Source organism: Enterobacter cloacae complex sp. S1 (assembly GCF_014930525.1).
Taxonomy (GTDB): Bacteria; Pseudomonadota; Gammaproteobacteria; order Enterobacterales; family Enterobacteriaceae; genus Enterobacter; species Enterobacter hormaechei_C.
Map to the genome: position 1 here is coordinate 1 of NZ_JADBRE010000029.1, position 20,475 is coordinate 20,475.

At 53.2% G+C, this 20,475-nt stretch carries 22 protein-coding genes and 1 other annotated feature; of the genes, 11 read left to right on the plus strand and 11 right to left on the minus strand.

Going from position 1 to position 20,475, the window contains the following annotated elements:
• From pssD to ugd, 6 genes are all read left to right on the plus strand, one after another.
• Nucleotides 1-208 (plus strand): PssD/Cps14F family polysaccharide biosynthesis glycosyltransferase (gene pssD, locus IM290_RS18260; protein WP_255517538.1); only part of this gene is annotated, 208 nt, incomplete at its 5' end.
• Nucleotides 205-663, plus strand: a complete 459-nt coding sequence (pssE, locus tag IM290_RS18265; RefSeq protein WP_193041887.1) for a PssE/Cps14G family polysaccharide biosynthesis glycosyltransferase — start codon at nt 205-207, stop codon at nt 661-663. The genes pssD and pssE, both read left to right, overlap by 4 nt.
• A gap of 128 nt (nt 664-791) precedes the next feature.
• Nucleotides 792-2,198 carry an NADP-dependent phosphogluconate dehydrogenase gene (gene gndA, locus IM290_RS18270; RefSeq protein WP_023303973.1) on the plus strand — a complete coding sequence of 469 codons (1,407 nt, stop codon included), beginning with the start codon at nt 792-794 and terminating at the stop codon, nt 2,196-2,198.
• Nucleotides 2,199-2,287: 89 nt separating this feature from the next.
• Nucleotides 2,288-3,373, plus strand: coding sequence for a dTDP-glucose 4,6-dehydratase (rfbB, locus tag IM290_RS18275; protein WP_193041886.1), 1,086 nt, complete (start codon nt 2,288-2,290; stop codon nt 3,371-3,373).
• Nucleotides 3,374-4,255 (plus strand): glucose-1-phosphate thymidylyltransferase RfbA, encoded by an 882-nt coding sequence (rfbA, locus tag IM290_RS18280; RefSeq protein ID WP_017693099.1) that lies wholly within the window; start codon nt 3,374-3,376, stop codon nt 4,253-4,255.
• A gap of 239 nt (nt 4,256-4,494) precedes the next feature.
• Nucleotides 4,495-5,661, plus strand: coding sequence for a UDP-glucose 6-dehydrogenase (ugd, locus tag IM290_RS18285; RefSeq protein WP_003859477.1), 1,167 nt, complete (start codon nt 4,495-4,497; stop codon nt 5,659-5,661).
• Between the two features lie 48 nt (nt 5,662-5,709).
• On the opposite strand, the gene IM290_RS18290 is transcribed toward ugd, so the two are convergent.
• Nucleotides 5,710-6,714, minus strand: coding sequence for an NAD-dependent epimerase (locus tag IM290_RS18290; RefSeq protein ID WP_032619359.1), 1,005 nt, complete (start codon nt 6,712-6,714; stop codon nt 5,710-5,712).
• Nucleotides 6,715-6,905: 191 nt separating this feature from the next.
• Here IM290_RS18290 and wzzB point away from each other — a divergent pair, with 191 nt between their 5' ends.
• Nucleotides 6,906-7,886 (plus strand): LPS O-antigen chain length determinant protein WzzB, encoded by a 981-nt coding sequence (gene wzzB / locus IM290_RS18295; protein ID WP_193041885.1) that lies wholly within the window; start codon nt 6,906-6,908, stop codon nt 7,884-7,886.
• A 39-nt stretch (nt 7,887-7,925) separates the two neighbouring features.
• Here wzzB and hisIE read toward each other — a convergent pair whose 3' ends face one another.
• The 9 genes from hisIE to hisL all read right to left on the minus strand — a co-directional run bounded on the left by hisIE (nt 7,926) and on the right by hisL (nt 15,142).
• Nucleotides 7,926-8,537, minus strand: coding sequence for a bifunctional phosphoribosyl-AMP cyclohydrolase/phosphoribosyl-ATP diphosphatase HisIE (gene hisIE / locus IM290_RS18300; protein ID WP_193041884.1), 612 nt, complete (start codon nt 8,535-8,537; stop codon nt 7,926-7,928).
• Nucleotides 8,531-9,307 carry an imidazole glycerol phosphate synthase subunit HisF gene (gene hisF / locus IM290_RS18305; RefSeq protein ID WP_003859481.1) on the minus strand — a complete coding sequence of 259 codons (777 nt, stop codon included), beginning with the start codon at nt 9,305-9,307 and terminating at the stop codon, nt 8,531-8,533. Before hisF ends, hisIE begins: the two co-directional genes overlap by 7 nt.
• A complete protein-coding gene (gene hisA, locus IM290_RS18310; RefSeq protein WP_015572395.1) occupies nt 9,289-10,026 on the minus strand; it encodes a 1-(5-phosphoribosyl)-5-[(5-phosphoribosylamino)methylideneamino]imidazole-4-carboxamide isomerase in 738 nt (245 codons plus the stop codon). The genes hisF and hisA overlap by 19 nt, the downstream gene beginning before the upstream one ends.
• Nucleotides 10,026-10,616, minus strand: coding sequence for an imidazole glycerol phosphate synthase subunit HisH (hisH, locus tag IM290_RS18315; RefSeq protein WP_015572396.1), 591 nt, complete (start codon nt 10,614-10,616; stop codon nt 10,026-10,028). The genes hisA and hisH overlap by 1 nt, the downstream gene beginning before the upstream one ends.
• On the minus strand, nt 10,616-11,683 hold the full coding sequence (hisB, locus tag IM290_RS18320; protein WP_193041883.1) for a bifunctional histidinol-phosphatase/imidazoleglycerol-phosphate dehydratase HisB: 1,068 nt from the start codon (nt 11,681-11,683) through the stop codon (nt 10,616-10,618). Before hisB ends, hisH begins: the two co-directional genes overlap by 1 nt.
• Nucleotides 11,680-12,741 carry a histidinol-phosphate transaminase gene (gene hisC, locus IM290_RS18325; RefSeq protein WP_193041882.1) on the minus strand — a complete coding sequence of 354 codons (1,062 nt, stop codon included), beginning with the start codon at nt 12,739-12,741 and terminating at the stop codon, nt 11,680-11,682. The genes hisB and hisC overlap by 4 nt, the downstream gene beginning before the upstream one ends.
• Nucleotides 12,738-14,042 carry a histidinol dehydrogenase gene (gene hisD, locus IM290_RS18330; RefSeq protein ID WP_023294991.1) on the minus strand — a complete coding sequence of 435 codons (1,305 nt, stop codon included), beginning with the start codon at nt 14,040-14,042 and terminating at the stop codon, nt 12,738-12,740. Before hisD ends, hisC begins: the two co-directional genes overlap by 4 nt.
• Nucleotides 14,043-14,047: 5 nt before the next feature.
• Entirely contained in the window at nt 14,048-14,947 is a 900-nt protein-coding gene (hisG, locus tag IM290_RS18335; RefSeq protein WP_000886595.1) for an ATP phosphoribosyltransferase, read from the minus strand.
• Between the two features lie 45 nt (nt 14,948-14,992).
• Nucleotides 14,993-15,116, minus strand: a sequence feature (His leader region).
• Complete coding sequence (gene hisL, locus IM290_RS18340) at nt 15,092-15,142, minus strand: his operon leader peptide (RefSeq protein WP_099516347.1); 51 nt, start codon at nt 15,140-15,142, stop codon at nt 15,092-15,094. (Overlaps the previous feature by 25 nt.)
• A gap of 172 nt (nt 15,143-15,314) precedes the next feature.
• On the opposite strand from hisL, the gene IM290_RS18345 reads away from it, so the two are divergent.
• The 4 genes from IM290_RS18345 to IM290_RS18360 all read left to right on the plus strand — a co-directional run bounded on the left by IM290_RS18345 (nt 15,315) and on the right by IM290_RS18360 (nt 18,740).
• Complete coding sequence (locus IM290_RS18345; RefSeq protein ID WP_017383300.1) at nt 15,315-16,139, plus strand: SDR family oxidoreductase; 825 nt, start codon at nt 15,315-15,317, stop codon at nt 16,137-16,139.
• 41 nt (nt 16,140-16,180) lie between these two features.
• Complete coding sequence (locus IM290_RS18350) at nt 16,181-17,110, plus strand: LysR substrate-binding domain-containing protein (RefSeq protein WP_193041881.1); 930 nt, start codon at nt 16,181-16,183, stop codon at nt 17,108-17,110.
• Between the two features lie 219 nt (nt 17,111-17,329).
• Nucleotides 17,330-17,392, plus strand: coding sequence for a membrane protein YoeI (gene yoeI, locus IM290_RS18355; protein WP_099458931.1), 63 nt, complete (start codon nt 17,330-17,332; stop codon nt 17,390-17,392).
• Entirely contained in the window at nt 17,382-18,740 is a 1,359-nt protein-coding gene (locus tag IM290_RS18360; protein ID WP_006811203.1) for an APC family permease, read from the plus strand. Before yoeI ends, IM290_RS18360 begins: the two co-directional genes overlap by 11 nt.
• Before the next feature lie 127 nt (nt 18,741-18,867).
• Here the strand turns inward: IM290_RS18360 and sbcB are convergent, their stop codons facing one another.
• Nucleotides 18,868-20,304, minus strand: a complete 1,437-nt coding sequence (gene sbcB, locus IM290_RS18365) for an exodeoxyribonuclease I (RefSeq protein ID WP_370532105.1) — start codon at nt 20,302-20,304, stop codon at nt 18,868-18,870.
• Nucleotides 20,305-20,475 lie beyond the last annotated feature (171 nt).

A 20,475-nucleotide genomic window follows, 5' to 3' on the forward strand; every position in this document is an offset into this window, starting at 1 on the left:
TATTACTACAGGTCCGGGTATTGCGATTTCTGCTGCAATTGCAGCGAAAATACTAAATGTTAAAATCATCCATATTGAAACATGGTCACGCTTTACAACACGCTCATTTTCCGGAAGAATTATGTATCATTTGGCTTCAAAATTTTATGTTCAAAATGAGTCGTTGTTGGAATTATACCCTAAAGCTATTTTTTCAGGAAGATTATGAAGGTTTTTGTAACTGTAGGTACAACTTCTTTTGATTCAATGATTAAACGTATTGATGAGTACTTTATAGGACGAAAAGACTACGAGGTAACGTTCCAGAAGGCTGATGGAAAATATATACCTCGTAGCGGTGAAAGCTTTAGTTTCACTGATGATATCCAAAGTTACTATATCAATTCCGATTTAATAATAACCCATTCCGGAGCTGGTACAATTTATTCCTTGGTTGAGCAACGGAAGAAAATAATAGCTGTTCCTAATTTGGAAAGAATAGATAAACATCAGATTGATCTAGCGTCTTATATGGAGAGGCTCGGTTATCTTTTAGTATGGTGGGATTACACTAACTTTGAAGATTTAATGAAGAGGATCGAAACCTTTGTACCAAATAAATATCAAAAGATCCCTTTCAATAAGTATGAAGCAATAGCGGATTATATTAACTCATTGCCATAACCATATTGTTTGTTGTGGTCTTTATAGTACGCCAAAATTTGTATATACTCAAAATAAAACCTAAGTTAAGATATTTATACTTACAAGCCGTGTATAGTCGCGGCGACCACACCTGACAGGAGTATGTAATGTCCAAGCAACAGATCGGCGTTGTCGGTATGGCAGTGATGGGGCGCAACCTGGCGCTCAACATCGAAAGCCGTGGTTATACCGTCTCCGTTTTCAACCGCTCCCGTGATAAGACCGAAGAAGTCATCGCTGAGAATCCAGGCAAGAAACTGGTTCCTTTCTATACGGTTAAAGAGTTCGTTGAGTCTCTGGAAACACCTCGTCGTATCCTGTTAATGGTGAAAGCGGGCGCAGGTACCGATGCAGCTATCGATTCACTGAAACCGTATCTGGATAAAGGCGACATCATTATTGATGGCGGCAACACCTTCTTCCAGGACACCATTCGTCGTAACCGTGAACTGTCTGCTGAAGGCTTCAACTTCATTGGTACCGGCGTATCCGGCGGTGAAGAGGGTGCCCTGAAAGGTCCATCCATCATGCCTGGCGGTCAGAAAGAAGCGTACGAACTGGTTGCGCCAATCCTGACTAAAATCGCAGCCGTTGCTGAAGACGGCGAGCCGTGCGTGACCTATATCGGTCCTGATGGCGCTGGTCATTACGTGAAAATGGTTCACAACGGCATTGAATATGGCGACATGCAGCTGATTGCTGAAGCCTACTCTCTGCTGAAGGGTGGCCTGAACCTCTCCAACGAGGAGCTCGCAGAGACCTTCACCGAGTGGAACAAAGGCGAGCTGAACAGCTACCTGATCGACATCACCAAAGATATCTTCACCAAGAAAGATGAAGAGGGTAAATACCTGGTTGATGTGATTCTGGATGAAGCCGCTAACAAAGGCACCGGTAAATGGACCAGCCAGAGCTCTCTGGATCTGGGTGAACCGCTGTCCCTGATCACCGAATCTGTATTTGCACGTTATATCTCTTCTCTGAAAGAGCAACGCGTCGCGGCATCTAAAGTGCTGTCTGGTCCACAGGCTAAACCAGCCGGCGACAAAGCTGAGTTCGTTGAGAAAGTCCGTCGTGCACTGTACCTGGGTAAAATCGTCTCTTACGCGCAGGGCTTCTCTCAGCTGCGTGCGGCATCAGACGAGAACAACTGGGATCTGAACTACGGTGAGATCGCGAAGATCTTCCGTGCCGGCTGTATCATTCGCGCTCAGTTCTTGCAAAAAATCACAGATGCCTATGCTGAAAACGCGGGTATCGCAAACCTTCTGCTGGCACCTTACTTCAAACAAATTGCTGACGAATATCAGCAGGCGCTGCGTGATGTTGTTGCGTACGCGGTGCAGAATGGTATCCCGGTTCCGACCTTCTCCGCTGCGGTGGCATATTACGACAGCTATCGTGCTGCCGTTCTGCCAGCGAACCTGATTCAGGCACAGCGTGACTACTTCGGTGCGCATACCTATAAGCGTACGGATAAAGAAGGTGTGTTCCACACCGAATGGCTGGATTAATATACGGTTAGCCATGCCATCAAGCCCGGTAGAGATACCGGGCTTTTTTATCTTGCCCGATCCACCTACTGTTTAATGGAATAGATTGCGTGAAAATTCTAGTTACTGGCGGTGCCGGTTTTATCGGTTCCGCGGTTATCCGACATATTATTAGCAATACTCGGGATAGCGTTGTTAACGTTGATAAATTGACCTATGCCGGTAATCTGGAATCCTTGCGTGAAGTAAGCGATAGCGAACGCTATGTTTTTGAGCATGCCGATATATGTGATAAAGAGGCAATGGCGCGTATTTTTTCTACCCATCAGCCTGATGCGATAATGCACCTGGCTGCCGAGAGCCATGTCGACCGTTCTATTACCGGTCCCGCTGCGTTTATTGAAACCAATATTGTTGGCACCTATATCCTGTTAGAAACAAGCCGTGCTTACTGGTCTTCACTGGATGAGGCAGCAAAATCTACTTTCCGTTTCCATCACATTTCAACTGATGAGGTTTACGGCGATCTGCCTCATCCCGATGAACATTATGACTCCACCCCGTTACCGCTGTTTACCGAGAAAACAGCGTACCAGCCAAGTAGCCCTTACTCAGCGTCAAAAGCGTCCAGCGACCATTTAGTTCGAGCCTGGATACGCACCTATGGTTTACCTGGGATTGTGACAAATTGTTCGAATAATTATGGCCCATACCACTTTCCTGAAAAGCTGATTCCTCTTGTTATCCTCAATGCGCTGGATAATAAACCATTGCCGATCTACGGTAAGGGCGATCAAATCCGTGACTGGTTATACGTTGAAGACCATGCTCGTGCACTGTATACGGTTCTGACCACGGGTAAGCCGGGCGAAACCTATAATATTGGCGGCCATAACGAGAAGAAAAATATTGAAGTCGTTCAGACCATTTGTGATCTGCTCGATGACATGGTACCGAAAGAAACATCCTATCGCGCACAAATTACTTATGTCACGGATCGTCCTGGACACGACAGACGTTATGCAATTGATGCTCATAAAATTAGCGACGAGCTCGGATGGACTCCCCTGGAAACCTTTGAAAGCGGCATCCGTAAAACGGTTGAATGGTATTTGAATAACCAGGAGTGGGTATCGAATGTAAAAAGCGGCGCCTATAAGAGCTGGATTGAGCAAAATTATGGGGAGCGTAAGTAAATGACGAAACGTAAAGGGATTATATTAGCTGGCGGATCGGGTACACGTCTTTATCCCGTGACTATGGCCGTAAGTAAGCAATTGTTGCCAATTTACGATAAGCCAATGATCTATTATCCGCTCTCTACGCTTATGCTGGCAGGTATACGGGATATTCTGATTATCAGCACGCCTCAGGACACTCCCCGTTTTGAACAACTGCTCGGAAACGGTAGCCAGTGGGGATTGCATATCCAGTACAAAGTGCAGCCGAGCCCGGATGGCCTTGCCCAGGCGTTTATTTTGGGTGAAGAGTTTATCGGTGAGGATAATTGTGCGCTGGTATTAGGCGATAATATTTTCTACGGACACGATCTCCCCAGACTGCTTGAAGGCGCAGCAAGCCAGCAAGAGGGTGCGACCGTATTCGCCTATCATGTCAGCGACCCGGAACGCTATGGCGTCGTTGAGTTTGATAAAGACGGTACTGCAATTGGCCTTGAGGAGAAGCCTCAGCAACCCAAGAGTAATTACGCAATAACCGGTCTTTATTTTTACGACAACGATGTGATTGAGATGGCCAAAAGTTTAACGCCGTCCGAGCGAGGTGAACTCGAAATTACCGACATCAACCGCATCTATATGCAGCAGGGACGATTGTCTGTCGCGATGATGAGGCGCGGTTACGCCTGGCTGGATACCGGAACGCATCAGAGTATGATCGAAGCAAGCAATTTTATCGCCACAATTGAAGAGCGACAGGGGCTAAAAGTATCATGTCCTGAAGAGATTGCGTTCCGACGAGGTTTTATTGATGCCGAACAACTTCGGGTACTTGCTGAACCATTGAAAAAGACCGGGTATGGTCAGTATCTGCTGAATCTGACCAAGGGATTAGTCTGATTTGACGAAGTAAGCAGTTTTCCTCTACTTACTCTCGACTGCCCTTTAACGTCTTATTGTCGCTGTAAAACAGGTGCTTTGCTTAGTGTAACGACAGGTCTTTTTGTTGAGCAAAAACATTTTTCAAAAAACCTGAAACCTTGACAGCGAATGAAGGTTAGCGATAAAAAACGCTTAGTTAATCATTGTGGTGACTATGTTATGGTCATCAAAAACTCAAACGTGTAGAAGTCAAACAAATGAAAATAACCATCTCCGGAACAGGCTATGTTGGTCTCTCAAACGGTATTCTGATTGCACAAAACCATGAAGTGGTTGCGCTGGATATCGTGCAGGCAAAAGTGGACATGCTTAACCAGAAGAAGTCCCCGATCGTCGATAAAGAGATTGAAGAATACCTCGCGACCAAACCGCTGAACTTCCGCGCTACCACGGACAAAGAAGATGCTTACCGCGATGCGGATTTCGTCATCATCGCCACCCCAACCGACTACGATCCTAAAACTAACTACTTCAATACATCAACCGTTGAAGCGGTGATTAAAGACGTTACGGCAATCAACCCGAACGCAGTGATGATCATCAAGTCGACAATTCCAGTGGGTTTCACCAAATCGATTAAAGAAGAGTTGGGTATTGATAATGTCTTCTTCTCGCCGGAATTTCTCCGCGAGGGCAGGGCGTTATACGATAACCTGCACCCATCCCGTATCGTGATTGGCGAGCGTTCCGAGCGTGCGGAGCGTTTTGCTGCGTTGCTTCAGGAAGGCGCAATCAAAAAAGATATTCCGGTCCTGTTCACCGATTCTACCGAGGCAGAGGCCATTAAGCTTTTCGCCAATACCTATCTGGCGATGCGTGTGGCTTACTTCAACGAACTTGACAGCTATGCCGAGAGCTTAGGTCTGAACACCCGTCAGATCATCGAGGGCGTGTGTCTTGACCCGCGTATCGGTAACCATTACAACAATCCGTCCTTCGGTTACGGTGGCTACTGCCTGCCAAAAGATACCAAGCAGCTGCTGGCAAACTATCAGGCGGTGCCGAACAACCTGATTTCCGCCATTGTGGATGCCAACCGCACGCGTAAGGACTTCATCTCGGATTCCATTCTGGCGCGTCAGCCGAAAGTGGTGGGTGTTTATCGTCTGATCATGAAAAGCGGTTCCGATAACTTCCGCGCCTCTTCCATTCAAGGGATCATGAAGCGTATTAAGGCGAAAGGCGTTCAGGTCATTATTTATGAACCGGCCATGCAGGAAGACGAGTTCTTCCACTCTCGCGTCATTCGCGATCTGGATGCATTCAAGAAAGAAGCGGATGTAATTATCTCCAACCGTATGGCGGAAGAGCTGGCGGACGTGAAAGATAAAGTCTATACCCGCGATTTGTTCGGCAGCGACTGATTAATATCGTGATATAAAAAACCCGGCAATCTGCCGGGTTTTTTGTTTTTAAACGTTATAGAAGTTGCGGTACCAGTCGACGAAGTTTTTCACGCCTTCTTTGACTGAGGTTTGTGGTTTAAACCCAATAACGTCATACAGCGCTTTGGTGTCCGCACTGGTCTCCAGCACGTCCCCCGGCTGGATCGGCATCATATTTTTCACCGCTTCTTTGCCCAGCGCCTCTTCAAGCGCGGTGATGTAATCCATCAGTTCGACAGGTGAACTGTTGCCGATGTTATACACGCGATACGGGGCAGAGCTGGTTGCTGGCGAACCGGTTTCGACTGTCCAGTCGGCATCGGCCTGAGGAATGACGTCTTGTAGGCGAATAATCGCCTCCGCAATATCATCGATATAGGTGAAGTCGCGCTTCATCTTGCCGTAGTTGTATACGTCGATGCTGTTGCCTTCAATCATGGCTTTGGTGAATTTGAACAGCGCCATGTCCGGGCGCCCCCACGGGCCATAGACGGTAAAGAAGCGCAGGCCAGTGGTCGGAAGGTTATACAGATGCGAATAGGTATGCGACATCAGCTCATTGGCTTTTTTGGTTGCCGCATACAGGGATACCGGATGGTCTACGGAGTCGTCGGTAGAAAACGGCATCTTACGGTTGAGGCCGTAGACAGAGCTGGATGAAGCATACAGAAGATGCTGAACCTTGTTGTGGCGACAGCCTTCCAGCACGTTAAGGTGACCTACCAGGTTAGCATCTGCGTAGGCATGCGGGTTTTCCAGCGAGTAACGCACGCCCGCCTGCGCGGCAAGATGGATCACGCGGTCAAATTTCTCATTGGCGAAGAGCGCAGCCATGCCCTCGCGGTCCGCTAAGTCCAGCTTGTGGAAGGTGAAACTCTCGGATTTGAGCAGTTCGAGACGAGCGAGCTTGAGGTTAGGGTCATAGTAATCATTCAGATTATCAAGCCCAACAACTTCATGCCCTGCATCAAGCAGGCGCTTGCTGACATGAGAACCGATAAAGCCCGCCGCGCCCGTTACCAGAAATTTCATAGCTTCCCTCATTTACAGTGTTCTTGTTGATGCCCCAGACATCAGAATCCGGCTATGATAGCGCGTCGTACTTCACTTACATAACCCATCTTTCCGATATAACTCATCGGATTCTTATAGAAAAATCGCCAGCAACAGATACACTAAGGAAACAAGATTATTTTTGCCCTTTTTCATCTGTTAGGGATTGTATGACGCAAAACAACAATAACCTGGTCACACGCAACAATGACCCGGAGCAAATTGATTTACTGGATTTAGTGCTACAGCTGTGGCGTGGTAAGTGGGTAATAGGGGCTTTTATTGCTGCTTTTATCGTTCTTGCTGGCGTTTACATCACTGTAGCCAAAGAGAAATGGACGTCATCAGCCATCATAGCCCAGCCTGATGCGGCACAAATCGCCACCTATTCCAATGCATTGAATATCCTCTATGGCGGGGCAGCTCCCTCCATGTTAGACATTCAGAATCGTGCTATTGGACGTTTCAATTCCTCCTTCTCGGCATTAGCTCAGGCGCTGGAGAATCAGGAAGATCCGGAAAAACTGACTATTGAGCCTACCGTTAAAGGACAAAGTTTGCCTTTAACCGTAAGCTATCAGGGCGAATCCGCTGAAGCAGCTCAAAAGCAATTAGCTCAGTACATTCAGCAGGTTGACGAGCAGACGGCAAAAGAACTGACGCTTGATCTCAGAGATAACCTCAAGCAGCAGATCACAACCCTGAACGACTCCCTCCAGAATCAGGAGAAAGTTGCTCAGGAGCAGAAAGATCTACGCATCAAGCAGATTACTGAGGCGCTGAAGAACGCAGAAGCCGCTAAGATCACCACTCCGCAGCTTCAACAGACTCAGGATGTTACTCAGGAAACCATGTTCCTGTTGGGTACCGTAGCGCTCAAGTCAATGGTTGATAACGAAGCGTCTCGCCCGCTGGTCTTCTCAGGCGCTTACTACCAAACCAAACAAAATTTACTGGATATTCAGAACCTCAACGTTAACCCAGACACTATTCACGTCTATCGTTACGTCATGAAGCCGAACCTGCCTATCCGACGCGACAGCCCGAAAATTGCTATTACCCTCATCCTTGCCGTACTGCTCGGCGGAATTATCGGTTCTGGTGTCGTCCTCGGCCGTAACGCGCTGAGAAACTACAAGCCAAGAGCCTGATTTACACACAAAAAAAGACCGGGTCTCCCCGGTCTTTTTTTATTTATGTCGTTTCCGCAAATTCTCAATCACCGTCGTTAAATCCAGCTCCTGATCCTGAAGCAGCACCAGCAGGTGATACATCAAATCCGACGCTTCGTTCGTCAGCTCCTCCCGGTCATGAACGGTGGCCGCCAGCGCCGTTTCAACACCTTCTTCACCCACTTTCTGCGCAATACGCTTGGTGCCGCTGGCGTACAGCTTCGCCGTGTACGAGCTCTCGGGATCCGCTGATTTACGCTCTGCCAGCAATTGTTCCAGCTGATAGAGGAACAGCCACTGGTGGCTCGCCTCGCCAAAGCAACTGCTGGTGCCTTTGTGGCAGGTCGGCCCAATCGGGTTGACCAGCACCAGCAGGGTGTCGTTGTCGCAGTCTGGCGTAATGCCGACCACATTCAGGAAGTGACCCGAGGTTTCCCCTTTCGTCCACAGGCGCTGTTTGGTGCGCGAGAAAAACGTCACCTTGCCGCTGTCGATCGTTTTTGCCAGTGCCTCCTGGTTCATGTATCCCAGCATCAGCACTTCGCCTGAAACGGCATGCTGTACAACCACCGGCAGTAATCCGTCAGTTTTTTTCCAGTCCAGCTGCGCCTGTTGTTGCTCTGTTAACATACCCTGATCTCCACGCCCTGGTCGGCCAGGTACGTTTTTAACTCACCAATATTGATAATCTGTTTGTGGAACACGGAGGCCGCCAGCGCGCCGTCCACGTTCGCATCGCGGAAGGCTTCAAGGAAGTGTTCCATGGTGCCCGCGCCGCCGGAGGCAATCAGCGGAACCTGGCACACCGCGCGCACTTTTTTCAGCTGCTCGAGGTCGTAACCGTTGCGTACGCCGTCCTGGTTCATCATGTTCAGCACGATCTCACCCGCGCCGCGTTTTTGTACTTCCTGCACCCAGTCCAGCGTCTCCCATTGGGTGACGCGCGTGCGGCTTTCATCGCCGGTGTACTGGTTAACGTGATATTTGCCCGTCGCGGTATCAAACCAGGTGTCGATCCCCACGACAATGCACTGCACGCCAAAGCGGTCCGCCAGACGCGTAATCAGCTCCGGATCTGCAAGCGCAGGGGAGTTAATCGAAATTTTGTCCGCACCGAAAGAGAGAATTTTCGCCGCATCGTCAGCAGATTTAATCCCGCCCGCCACGCAGAAGGGAATATCAATCACCTCTGCCACGCGCGCCACCCAGCTTTTGTCCACCACGCGGCCATCGCTGGAGGCGGTGATATCGTAAAATACCAGTTCGTCTGCGCCTTCTTCGGCATAGCGTTTTGCCAGCGGAACGATGTCGCCAATGATCTCGTGGTTGCGGAACTGCACGCCTTTTACAACCTGACCATCACGCACGTCCAGGCAGGGAATTATCCGTTTTGCCAGCATTGAATCGCCTCCTTCACCGTAAATTTGCCTTCAAGCAGCGCGCGACCCACGATCACGCCACGTACACCGGTTCCGCGCAGAGCGGCGATATCCGCCAGGTCGCCGATACCGCCAGAGGACTGAAACGCCACCTGCGGATAACGCGCGCAAACCTCTTCATACAGCGAGACGTTAGAGCCTGCGAGCGTACCATCGCGTGAAATATCCGTGCACAGGACGTGCTTCAGCCCTACGGGTAGATACATCCCGACCAGCTCTTCCAGCGTTACGCCGGAGTTTTCCTGCCAGCCGCTGACCGCGACCTGCTTGTTACCCTGCGCGTCAATGCGCACATCCAGCGCCAGCACCAGCGCATCCGCACCGAAGCGGCGGAACCAGCCCTTGACACTCTCAGGATCTTTCACAGCGGTCGAACCGACTACCACGCGCGCCACGCCGGCGTCCAGTAAGGCGGCAACATCGGCTTCCGTACGCACGCCACCGCCCACCTGCACCGGGACGTCCACGCCAGCCACCAGTGTTTTAAGCAGCGGGATCTGGCGTTTGGCCGGATCTTTCGCGCCGGTCAGATCGACCAGGTGCAACACCTCAGCGCCCTCGGCGGCGTAAGCCTGTAACCGCGGCAGCGGGTCGTTGCCGTAGTCGCGCTGCTGCCCGTAATCGCCCTGGTGGAGACGAACAACCGTGCCGTCAATTAAATCTAAAGCGGGAATTATCATCACATCTCCAGGAAATTTTTCAGCAGTTGCGCACCGGCGGCGCCGGAGCGTTCCGGGTGAAACTGCACGCCGTAAAAGTTATCTTTCTGCACGGCGGCGGTGAACGCCTCGCCGTAATTGCACTGGGCGATGGTGTAGGCATTCACGGGCATGGCGTAGCTGTGAACAAAATAGAAGTACGCGCCGTCTTCAATACCCTGGAACAGCCTGTTGCCCGCCTTCGGATAAACGCGGTTCCAGCCCATGTGCGGCAGCGGCAGGCCGTGGTCGGTCATTTTCGGCACGTCTTCTTCAATAATGCCCAGCAGATCAACGCCGTTGCTCTCTTCGCTGCGGCGGCCAAGCAGCTGCATGCCGAGGCAAATGCCCAGCACCGGCTGAGTACAGGCTTTGATGAGATCCACCAGCTCGCGCTCATGGATCTGATCCATCGCCGCCTGGGCGGTGCCAACGCCCGGCAGAAAGAGTTTATCCGCACGCAGCACCACGTCAGGGTCGCGGCTCACCACCGGCTCGTAGCCGTGGCGCATAATCGCCGACTGTACGGAGTTCAGATTGGCGCATCCGGTATCCAGAATCACCACGTTCATTACAGCACTCCTTTCGACGAGGGCAGGGCGTCACCTTCCACGCGGATCGCCTGGCGCAGGGTACGGCCAAAGGCTTTGAACAGGCTCTCGACGCGGTGGTGATCGTTTTTGCCTTTGGTTTTCAGGTGCAGCGTCAGACCCATAGTGTAAGAGAGCGAGCGGAAGAAGTGCTCCACCATCTCGGTACTGAGATCGCCTACGCGCTGGTAGGTAAAGTCGGCTTTATATTCCAGGTGCGGACGCCCGGAGATATCCATCGCGCAGCGCGCCAGGCACTCGTCCATCGGCAGAACAAAGCCGAAGCGGTTGATACCGCGCTTGTCGCCGAGCGCCAGCTTCAGGGCTTCGCCCAGCGCCAGGCCGGTATCTTCCACGGTGTGGTGATCGTCGATATACAGGTCGCCCTTCACCGCGATCTCCATACGGAAGCCGCCGTGAGTGGCGATTTGATCCAGCATGTGGTCAAAGAAACCGACGCCGGTGTGGATCTTGCTGCCGCCTTCGCGGTCGAGCCAGACCTTCACGTCGATCTGCGTCTCTTTGGTGTTGCGTTCAACGTGGGAATAGCGGTCGCGTCGGGTGAGCTGCTCGCCAATCATCGCCCAGTTTAGCGTGTCGCGGTTATAGCGCAGGCCCGCAATGCCCATGTTGTCCGCCAGCGTGATATCCGTGACGCGATCGCCGATCACATAGCTGTTGGCTTTATCCAGCGCCTCTTCCGCCAGATAACGTTCAACAAGCTTCACTTTTGGCTTGCGGCAGTCGCACTCGTCGGCAGGCATATGCGGGCAGATCAGCACTTCGTCGAAGGCGATGCCCTGCGAGGTCAGCACCTGCATCATCAGGTTGTGCGGGCCGTCAAAGTCTCCCTGCGGGAAGCTGTCGGTGCCCAGACCGTCCTGGTTGGTGATCATCACCAGCTTATAGCCTGCTTTCTGAAGCTTCAGCAGCACCGGGATCACATTGGGTTCAAAGGCCAGCTTGTCGAAACGATCGACCTGAAAATCGCTGGGTGGCTCCGAGATGATGGTGCCGTCACGATCGATAAAGAGATACTTCTGACTCATACTTTCTCCGCTTTCAGGGCGTCAATCACGCGCTGGCTCTCTGCACGGGTGCCGACGGTAATACGCAGGCAGCCGCTCAGGGTAGGTTGTTTATTCTGGTCTCGTAAGATAATGCCCTGATCCCACAACGATTTAAATATCGCGCTTGAGGCGGTGAAGCGCACCAGGATGTAGTTGGTTTCCGAGTCGAACACCTGCTCCACGCACGGAATCGTTTTAAGGGCATCAACAAGATACTGACGCTCTTCCAGGATCTGCGCCACACGCTCGCGCATCGCGCTGATGCCCTGCGGGGCCAGCGCCTGTGCCGCAATATCGGCAACCGGCGTTGAGAGCGGATACGGGGCGATCACTTTCAGCAGCAGGTCGATAACCGCTTTATTTGCCAGCGTAAATCCACAGCGAAGGCCGGCGAGGGCGAAGGCTTTGGAAAGGGTACGCAGCACAACGAGATGCGGATACTCCTCAAGCCAGCCTGTCAGCGTCGCCTGCGGGCAGAACTCAATGTAGGCTTCATCAGCGACGACCAGCGCCTTGCCGCGCGTCATCTCCAGCAGGGTGCGGATATCCTGCGGATGAATAATCTGCCCGGTGGGGTTGTTCGGGCTACAGACAAACACCACCTTCACGCCGTCAAGGTTATCGGCGATGCCCTGCAAATCCAGCTGCCAGTTGTCGAGCGCCTGCACGTTGCGGCAGGCTACGCCAAAGGTTTCGGCGCTGACGCTGTACATCCCGTAGGTAGGCTGGCAGTACATCACCGCGTCTTTACCCGGCTCACAGAAGGCGCGGATCAGCAGCTCAATCCCTTCATCAGCCCCACGGCTGACCAGCACCTGCTCAGGCTTCACGCCTGCATACTGCGCATAGTTCTCGATCACCGCTTTCGGCTGACACTCCGGGTAGCGGTTCAGCGTCTGCTGCGAGAACTCAAAGGCCACCGCCGTGGGATATTCGTTGGCATTCAGCCAGACGTCGCCGTTGCCGCCCAGACGACGCGCAGACTGATAGGGCGTCAGGAGACGGACATTTTCGCGGGCTAATTCTTCGATGTTCATGCTTGCTCCTTCAGGGCGGCAACGCGCAGCGTCACGGCATTTTTGTGGGCAGTCAGGCGCTCGGCGGCGGCCAGGGTTTCAATGGTCGACGCCAGCGAGGCAAATCCCTCGCGGGAGAGTTCCTGCACGGTCATGCGCTTCTGGAAATCCGCCAGCCCCAGGCTGGAGCAGGTTGAGGTATAGCCATACGTGGGCAGTACGTGGTTGGTGCCGGAGGCGTAATCCCCGGCGGATTCCGGTGACCAGTCGCCGAGGAACACTGAGCCTGCGCTGGTTATGCTGTCGACCAGATCGCGCGCGTTGCGGGTCTGAATAATCAGGTGCTCAGGACCGTACTGGTTGGAGATGGCGATGCACTGGTCAAGATCGCGGGCCACAATCAGGCGGCTGGCGGATAGCGCCTGACGCGCCGTTTCCGCACGCGGCAGGTCAGCCAGCTGACGCTCAACGGCGTCGCCCACGCGTTTTGCCATGTCGGCATCTGGCGTCAGTAAAATCACCTGCGAGTCAGGGCCGTGCTCGGCCTGCGAGAGCAGGTCAGAGGCCACGAAATCCGGTGTAGCGCCGCTGTCGGCAATCACCAGCACTTCAGACGGACCGGCAGGCATATCAATCGCCGCGCCGTCCAGACGCTGGCTGACCTGGCGCTTCGCCTCGGTCACGTAGGCATTGCCCGGGCCAAAGATTTTGTCGACCTTAGGAATGGATACTGTTCCGAACGCCAGGGCAGAAATCGCCTGCGCACCGCCCACTTTATAGATCGCCTGCACGCCGCACAGCTTCGCCGCGTACAGTATCTCATCGGCGATCGGTGGAGGAGAGCAGAGCACCACCTTCTGACAACCGGCAATACGTGCCGGGGTGGCCAGCATCAGGACGGTCGAAAACAGCGGGGCAGAGCCGCCGGGAATATAGAGGCCGACGGACGCCACCGGGCGTGTCACCTGCTGGCAGCGTACGCCGGGCAGGGTTTCCACATCCACCGCCTGCAATTTCTGCGCGGTGTGGAAGGTATCAATATTTTTCACCGCGACGGCCATCGCCTGTTTGATGTCATCACCCAGACGATTGCTGGCATCAATGATTTCCTGCTCGGTAACCTGTAACGCGTCGACCTCAGTTTTATCAAACTTCGCGCTGTACTCGCGCAGCGCATCGTCCCCGCGGGCTTTGACGTTATCGAGGATCTCCGCCACGGTGCGGGTGATGCTCTCCGAGGCGGAAATTGCCGGGCGCATCAGCAACTCGCGCTGTTGCGCGTCGCTACAGGTATTCCAGTCGATGATTGTGTTAAAGCTCATGGTCGTTACTCCATCATCTTCTCAATTGGCAGCACCAGAATGGAACTTGCGCCCAGCGCCTTCAGTTTTTCCATGGTTTCCCAGAACAGGGTTTCGCTGCTGACCATGTGCATCGCCACGCGCTGCTGGTCGCCCGCCAGCGGCAGAATGGTTGGGCGCTCAGCGCCCGGCAGCAGGGCAATCACTTCGTCCAGGCGCTCGGTCGGCGCATGCATCATGATGTATTTGGATTCACGCGCCTGAATCACGCCCTGAATGCGGGTCAGCAGCTTGTCGATGAGCTGCTGTTTGGCGTCGGCCATCTCGCCGTCGCGCTGAATCAGGCAGGCTTTGGAGCGGTAGATCACCTCCACTTCGCGCAGGCCGTTCGCTTCGAGCGTGGCGCCGGTGGAGACGAGGTCACAGATGGCATCGGCCAGGCCCGCACGCGGCGCCACTTCAACAGAGCCATTCAGCAGACAGGATTTAAACTGCACGCCTTTTTGATCGAGGTAACGCTTCAGCAGGTGAGGGTAAGAGGTGGCGATACGTTTGCCGTTCAGCGCGGCCGGGCCGTCCCAGGCTTCATCGACCGGCGTAGCCAGCGACAGGCGGCAACCGCCAAAGTCCAGACGACGCAGGGTAAAGTAGCGCGGATCTTCGCCCTGCGCGCGGCGGGTTAATAACTCTTCTTCCAGTACGTTTTCGCCGATGATGCCGAGATCAACGACGCCATCCATCACCAGGCCCGGGATATCGTCATCACGTACGCGCAGAATGTCGATCGGCATATTTTCAGCCAGGGCGATCAGGCGCTGGGTGTGCAGGTTGATTTTAATCCCGCAGCGGGCCAGCAGTTCGCGTGAATCGTCGCTTAAACGGCCTGATTTTTGAATAGCTATGCGTAAACGTGAGTTATCTAACATTCTGTGTTCCTCGTTAACCTGTTTTAACCTGTCTGAATGCGGTCCAAAAAAAAGCCCCCGGAAGAAGATCTTCCGGGGGCTTTTTCATGCGTTCATGCACCACTGGAAGATCCAAACGTCTTCCAGCACACATCGCCTGAAAGACTAGTCAGGATGATGGTGATGATGGTGGTTTTTAAAAGGAACGCGTGTCATATAAATTCTCGTTGAATGCTTATGCATTTGATGTCTTTTAACCTAAACCAGTTGTACGCCATAAAGCAAGGGCTTTTTTTGATCATTAATTCATTTCATATTGATGGTATGAATTGTGCGTTCCACCAGGCTGGCGTAGCCTTATAACAGGCATCGTTAAGCGGAGAATGTAATGAAAAAGGTCGCGATTGTCGGGTTAGGATGGTTAGGAATGCCACTGGCGATGTCATTAGCCGCGAAAGGCTGGCAGGTGACAGGGAGTAAGACCACCCGAGATGGGGTTGAAGCGGCACGCATGTGCGGCATTGATGGTGTCGAGCTGCGTCTCGAACCCGAGCTTATCTGCGATACCGACGAGCTGGATGAACTGATGAATGTGGACGCGCTGGTCATTACCTTACCGGCGCGGCGCAGCGGCCCGGGTGAGTCTTTTTACTTGCAGGCAGTGCAGGAGATCGTCGACAGCGCCCTGGCGCACCATATCCCGCGTATCATTTTCACCAGCTCCACCTCCGTCTATGGCGATATCGACGGTACGGCGAAAGAAAACACCGAGCGCCGTCCGGTGACCGCCAGCGGCCGGGTACTGAAAGAGCTGGAAGACTGGCTGCACAATTTGCCTGGCACGCAGGTGGATATCTTACGCCTGGCCGGACTGGTGGGGCCGGGGCGTCATCCGGGGCGCTTCTTTGCCGGTAAATCCGCGCCGGATGGCCAGCACGGGGTTAATCTTGTGCATCTTGAGGATGTTATCGGCGCAATAGAACTGCTTTTGCAGGCTCCGAAAGGGGGGCACATCTATAATATATGTGCGCCTTCGCATCCGCCGCGCAGTACCTTTTATCCGCTGATGGCGCGCCAGCTGGGTCTGGCGCCGCCGGTATTCAGCGAGGCGCAGGGGGAACGCAAAGGCAAAATTATTGATGGCAATCGTATTTGCCATGAACTGGGATTTGAATATCAGTATCCCGATCCGCTGGTTATGCCCATGGAATAATTGCGCCGGCGTAGACAATCGCACACCGCAAGGGGGCGAAGATGAAACCGCTGCTGGATGTTCTTGTTATTCTGGATGCGCTGGAAAAAGAGGGGAGCTTTGCCGCCGCCTCGGCGAAGCTCTATAAAACCCCTTCGGCTCTGAGCTACACCGTGCAAAAGCTCGAGAGCGATCTTAATATCCAAATCCTTGACCGCACCGGGCATCGCGCGCGTTTCACCCGTACAGGGCAGATGCTGCTGGAAAAAGGGCGTGACGTGCTGCATACGGTTCGCGAGCTGGAAAAACAGGCCGTCAAACTTCACCAGGGTTGGGAAAATGAACTGGTGATTGGGGTTGATGATACATTCCCTTTCTCCCTGCTTACCCCGCTTATTGAGGCGTTCTATCAGCGCCACAGCGTCACCCGGCTGGTTTTTATCAATGGCGTGCTGGGCGGTTCCTGGGAGGCCCTGACGCAGGGCAGGGCGGATATCATCGTTGGCGCGCTGCATGAGCCTCCCCAGTTGAGTGAATTTGGTTTTGCGCAGCTCGGCGTTCTGGAGCAGGTTTTTGCCGTTGCGCCTCATCACCCGCTGGCGAATGAACCGGAGCCTGTTACCCGACGCGTCATTAAAAACTATCGCGCCATTGTGGTTGGAGACAGTTCTCGCCCCGAGTGCGGCATTTCATCGCAGCTGCTGGATGAGCAGGAGGCCATCACCGTTTTTGATTTTAAAACCAAGCTGGAGCTGCAAATAAGCGGCCTGGGGTGCGGTTACCTTCCCCGTTATTTAGCGCAGCGGTTTATTGACAGCGGAGCGCTGGTGGAAAAACAAGTTTTAGCGCAGAGCAGTAACGAATCGGTATGGGTGGGCTGGAATGAACAGACCGCCGGACTTGCCAGCGCCTGGTGGCGAGACGAAATTTTAGCAAATAGTGCTATCGCCACAGTTTACGCTCAGGCAGATGATGGGAAATCAATCAGTTAGTAAAATTAATTTATGGGCAGGTTTCTCAATGTATTGCCTTTTGTATCTGGAATAGGGCAAAATGCCGCCGCTGCAAACAAATGAATAATCGACGATATAAAAGGCGTCGGTTATTTTTTTTTGCATGTACGAAACGAAACTAAAAACCAAGAGGCCGGGCTTCGTACCGGATAGATATTTACTAAAATCCGACAGTTGTTGTCGCTGAGGAAGAAAGAAATGGGGCAATTTTTCGCTTACGTGGCGGTTATCACCGTAAAGGAGAATAACTATGTCGCATAACGCAACTCCAAACACCTCTCGCGTGGAATTACGTAAAACGCTTACGTTGATTCCGGTTGTTATGATGGGCCTTGCCTATATGCAACCGATGACGCTGTTCGATACATTCGGTATCGTATCAGGCCTTACTGACGGTCACGTTGCAACGGCGTACGCCTTTGCGCTGGTCGCCATCCTCTTTACAGCGCTGAGCTACGGTAAACTGGTTCGCCGTTTCCCGTCCGCAGGCTCTGCGTACACCTATGCTCAGAAATCCATTAGCCCGGCGGTTGGCTTTATGGTGGGCTGGTCATCACTGCTGGACTACCTGTTCATGCCGATGATCAACATTCTGCTGGCAAAAATTTACTTCGAAGCGCTGGTGCCTTCCGTGCCGTCGTGGATCTTCGTTGTGGCGCTGGTGGCCTTTATGACCATCTCTAACCTGCGCAGCATCAAGACCGTGGCTAACTTCAACACCCTGATTGTGATCCTTCAGATGGGGATTGTTGCGGTTATCGTTGGGCTGATCATCTACGGCGTTTCCCACGGTGAAGGCGCAGGTACGCTGACCAGCACCCGTCCGTTCTGGTCTGAAGGCGCTCACGTAGTGCCGATGATCACCGGTGCAACTATCCTGTGCTTCTCGTTCCTGGGCTTCGACGGTATCTCTTCTCTGTCTGAAGAGACCAAAGACGCTGAGCGCGTGATCCCGAAAGCGATTTTCCTGACCGCGCTGATTGGCGGCCTGATCTTCATCGGTGCGTCTTACTTCTTACAGCTGTACTTCCCGGATATCTCTCGCTTTAAAGATCCGGATGCATCACAGCCTGAAATTATGCTGTACGTGGCGGGTAAAACCTTCCAGTGGGGCGTGCTGATCTTCTCCAGCGTCACCGTACTGGCTTCCGGTATGGCTGCGCACGCGGGCGTTTCTCGTCTGATGTACGTGATGGGCCGTGACGGTGTGTTCCCAACCCGCTTCTTCGGTTACGTGCATCCTAAATGGCGTACCCCGGCGTGGAACGTGCTGCTGGTGGGCGCTATTGCCCTGCTGGCGATTAAATTCGACCTGGTAACGGCCACGGCGCTGATTAACTTTGGTGCGCTGGTGGCGTTCACCTTCGTTAACCTCTCCGTGATTTCGCAGTTCTGGATCCGTGAGAAGCGCAACAAGACGCTGAAGGACCACATCAACTATCTGGTGCTGCCAGTGTGTGGTGCCCTGACGGTGGGCGCCCTGTGGATCAACCTGGAAGAGAGCTCAATGGTTCTGGGTCTGATCTGGGGTGCAATCGGTCTGATTTACCTGGCTTGCGTGACCAGAAGCTTCCGCAACCCGGTTCCTCAGTACGAAGACGTCGCGTAAGACTGTGTCGGGTGACGGCTACGCACCCGACCTACGGACTTCTAAACCGTAGGCCGGGTAAGCGTTAGCGCCACCCGGCAAAAAAAAAAGCCGGAGACATCGCCTCCGGCTTTTTTGTACCCGCTACTCAGACAATTTCTTGCGCATACTGGAACAGCGCTTTCAGCAGCGCCTGCTTCTCAGCATTCCCTTCATACTGACCGTAAAGCATCTCCAGCTCCTGGGCGTAGCTATTAAGAAACTCCGGCGTAAACACGTTGCGCCGATGCTGTAACCAGCGTTCCTGCTCTGCTTCATCCAGCGTGCCGGGATAGTTGCGCGCGCGATAATTAAACATCAGCTTCTCAATGCGCTTATCTGCGAAGGTGATATCCAGCGCGGGCAGGTTACGCGGGTCGGTTTGCAGCACGATATTCATCGCCGCGCGATCGGCGTCGCTGAAGAAGCCGTTATAAAGCTGCGCATCCACATTCTCAGACGGCACGAACGGCTCTGCTTCAGCAAAAATGGCGACAACTTTCTCGCGCACCTGCGGGTTGTCGCGCAGCACTTTCAGGTTATCGAGGCAGTGCTGACGGTTAATCCCCAGCCGGTCGGCGTCTTCCGGGCGCAGCGTGTTGGCCTGCGCCAGCACCGGGCACTTATTGATGTGCACCAGTTTTACCGGTATGGCTGGCAGGTCACCCAGCGCCTCTTTCGGCGTATAGAGCCGTTCACGTAAGGTGTCGCTGTCGAGCTCAAGCAGCGGGGAGATATCTCCGGCGAGATCCACCATGATGACGGCGTTACGGTTGTCCGGATGCCAGGCAAGCGGCGCCACCCAGCTTGTATTCCCGCGCCACGCACCGAACATCCCTGAAATATGCACCAGCGGTTTCATCTGCGGCACGTCAATTAGCGTCATCAGCTTTTGCTTGCTGCGATGGCTCAACAGATACTCAAACAGGCGCGGCTGCGCAGTTTTTACAAGTTTCGCCATAGCGATGGTCGCGTAAACGTCTGCCATCGCGTCGTGGGCGTTGCTGTGCTCAATGCCGTTGGCCCGCGTCAGGTGCTCGAGCCTGAAGCTCGGCAAGCCGTCGTCGTTCTCCGGCCAGTTAATCCCCTCCGGGCGCAGCGCATAGCAGGCGCGCATGATATCCAGCAAATCCCAGCGTGAATTACGGTTCTGCCAGCTCCAGGCATACGGATCGTAGAAGTTGCGATAGAAGATATTGCGCGTCACTTCATCGTCAAAACGGATGTTGTTGTAACCCACCACGCAGGTATTGGGCACCGTGAACAGGTCGTGGATGCGACGGGCAAATTCTGCTTCGCTAACGCCTTTATCCCGCGCTTCCTGAGGCGTGATGCCCGTCACCATTACCGCGCCCGGCTGCGGCAGATAGTCATCGGCGGGCTTACAGTAAAACACCTCGGGTTCGCCGATGACGTTAAATTCGTCATCGGTACGGATAGCCGCAAACTGCGCCGGTCGGTCCAGCGCCGGATGGGTGCCAAAGGTTTCGTAATCGTGGAACAAAAAAGTCGGGCGCGCGGCAGAGTCAGACACCAGTAATCTCATCCTGTTAAAAATTGACGTCTCTATGGTAAACGATTGGGGTGAGCAGTCCGAATAAAAAGCACCGTCAGGCAAGAAATTTGCGAGATTTGTTCCGAAAAAATCTGCGTGCTGTCACATTTTTTTGCAATTAAGGCAGGTAACGACATCAGAACTCCCGTAAAAAGGTCATCG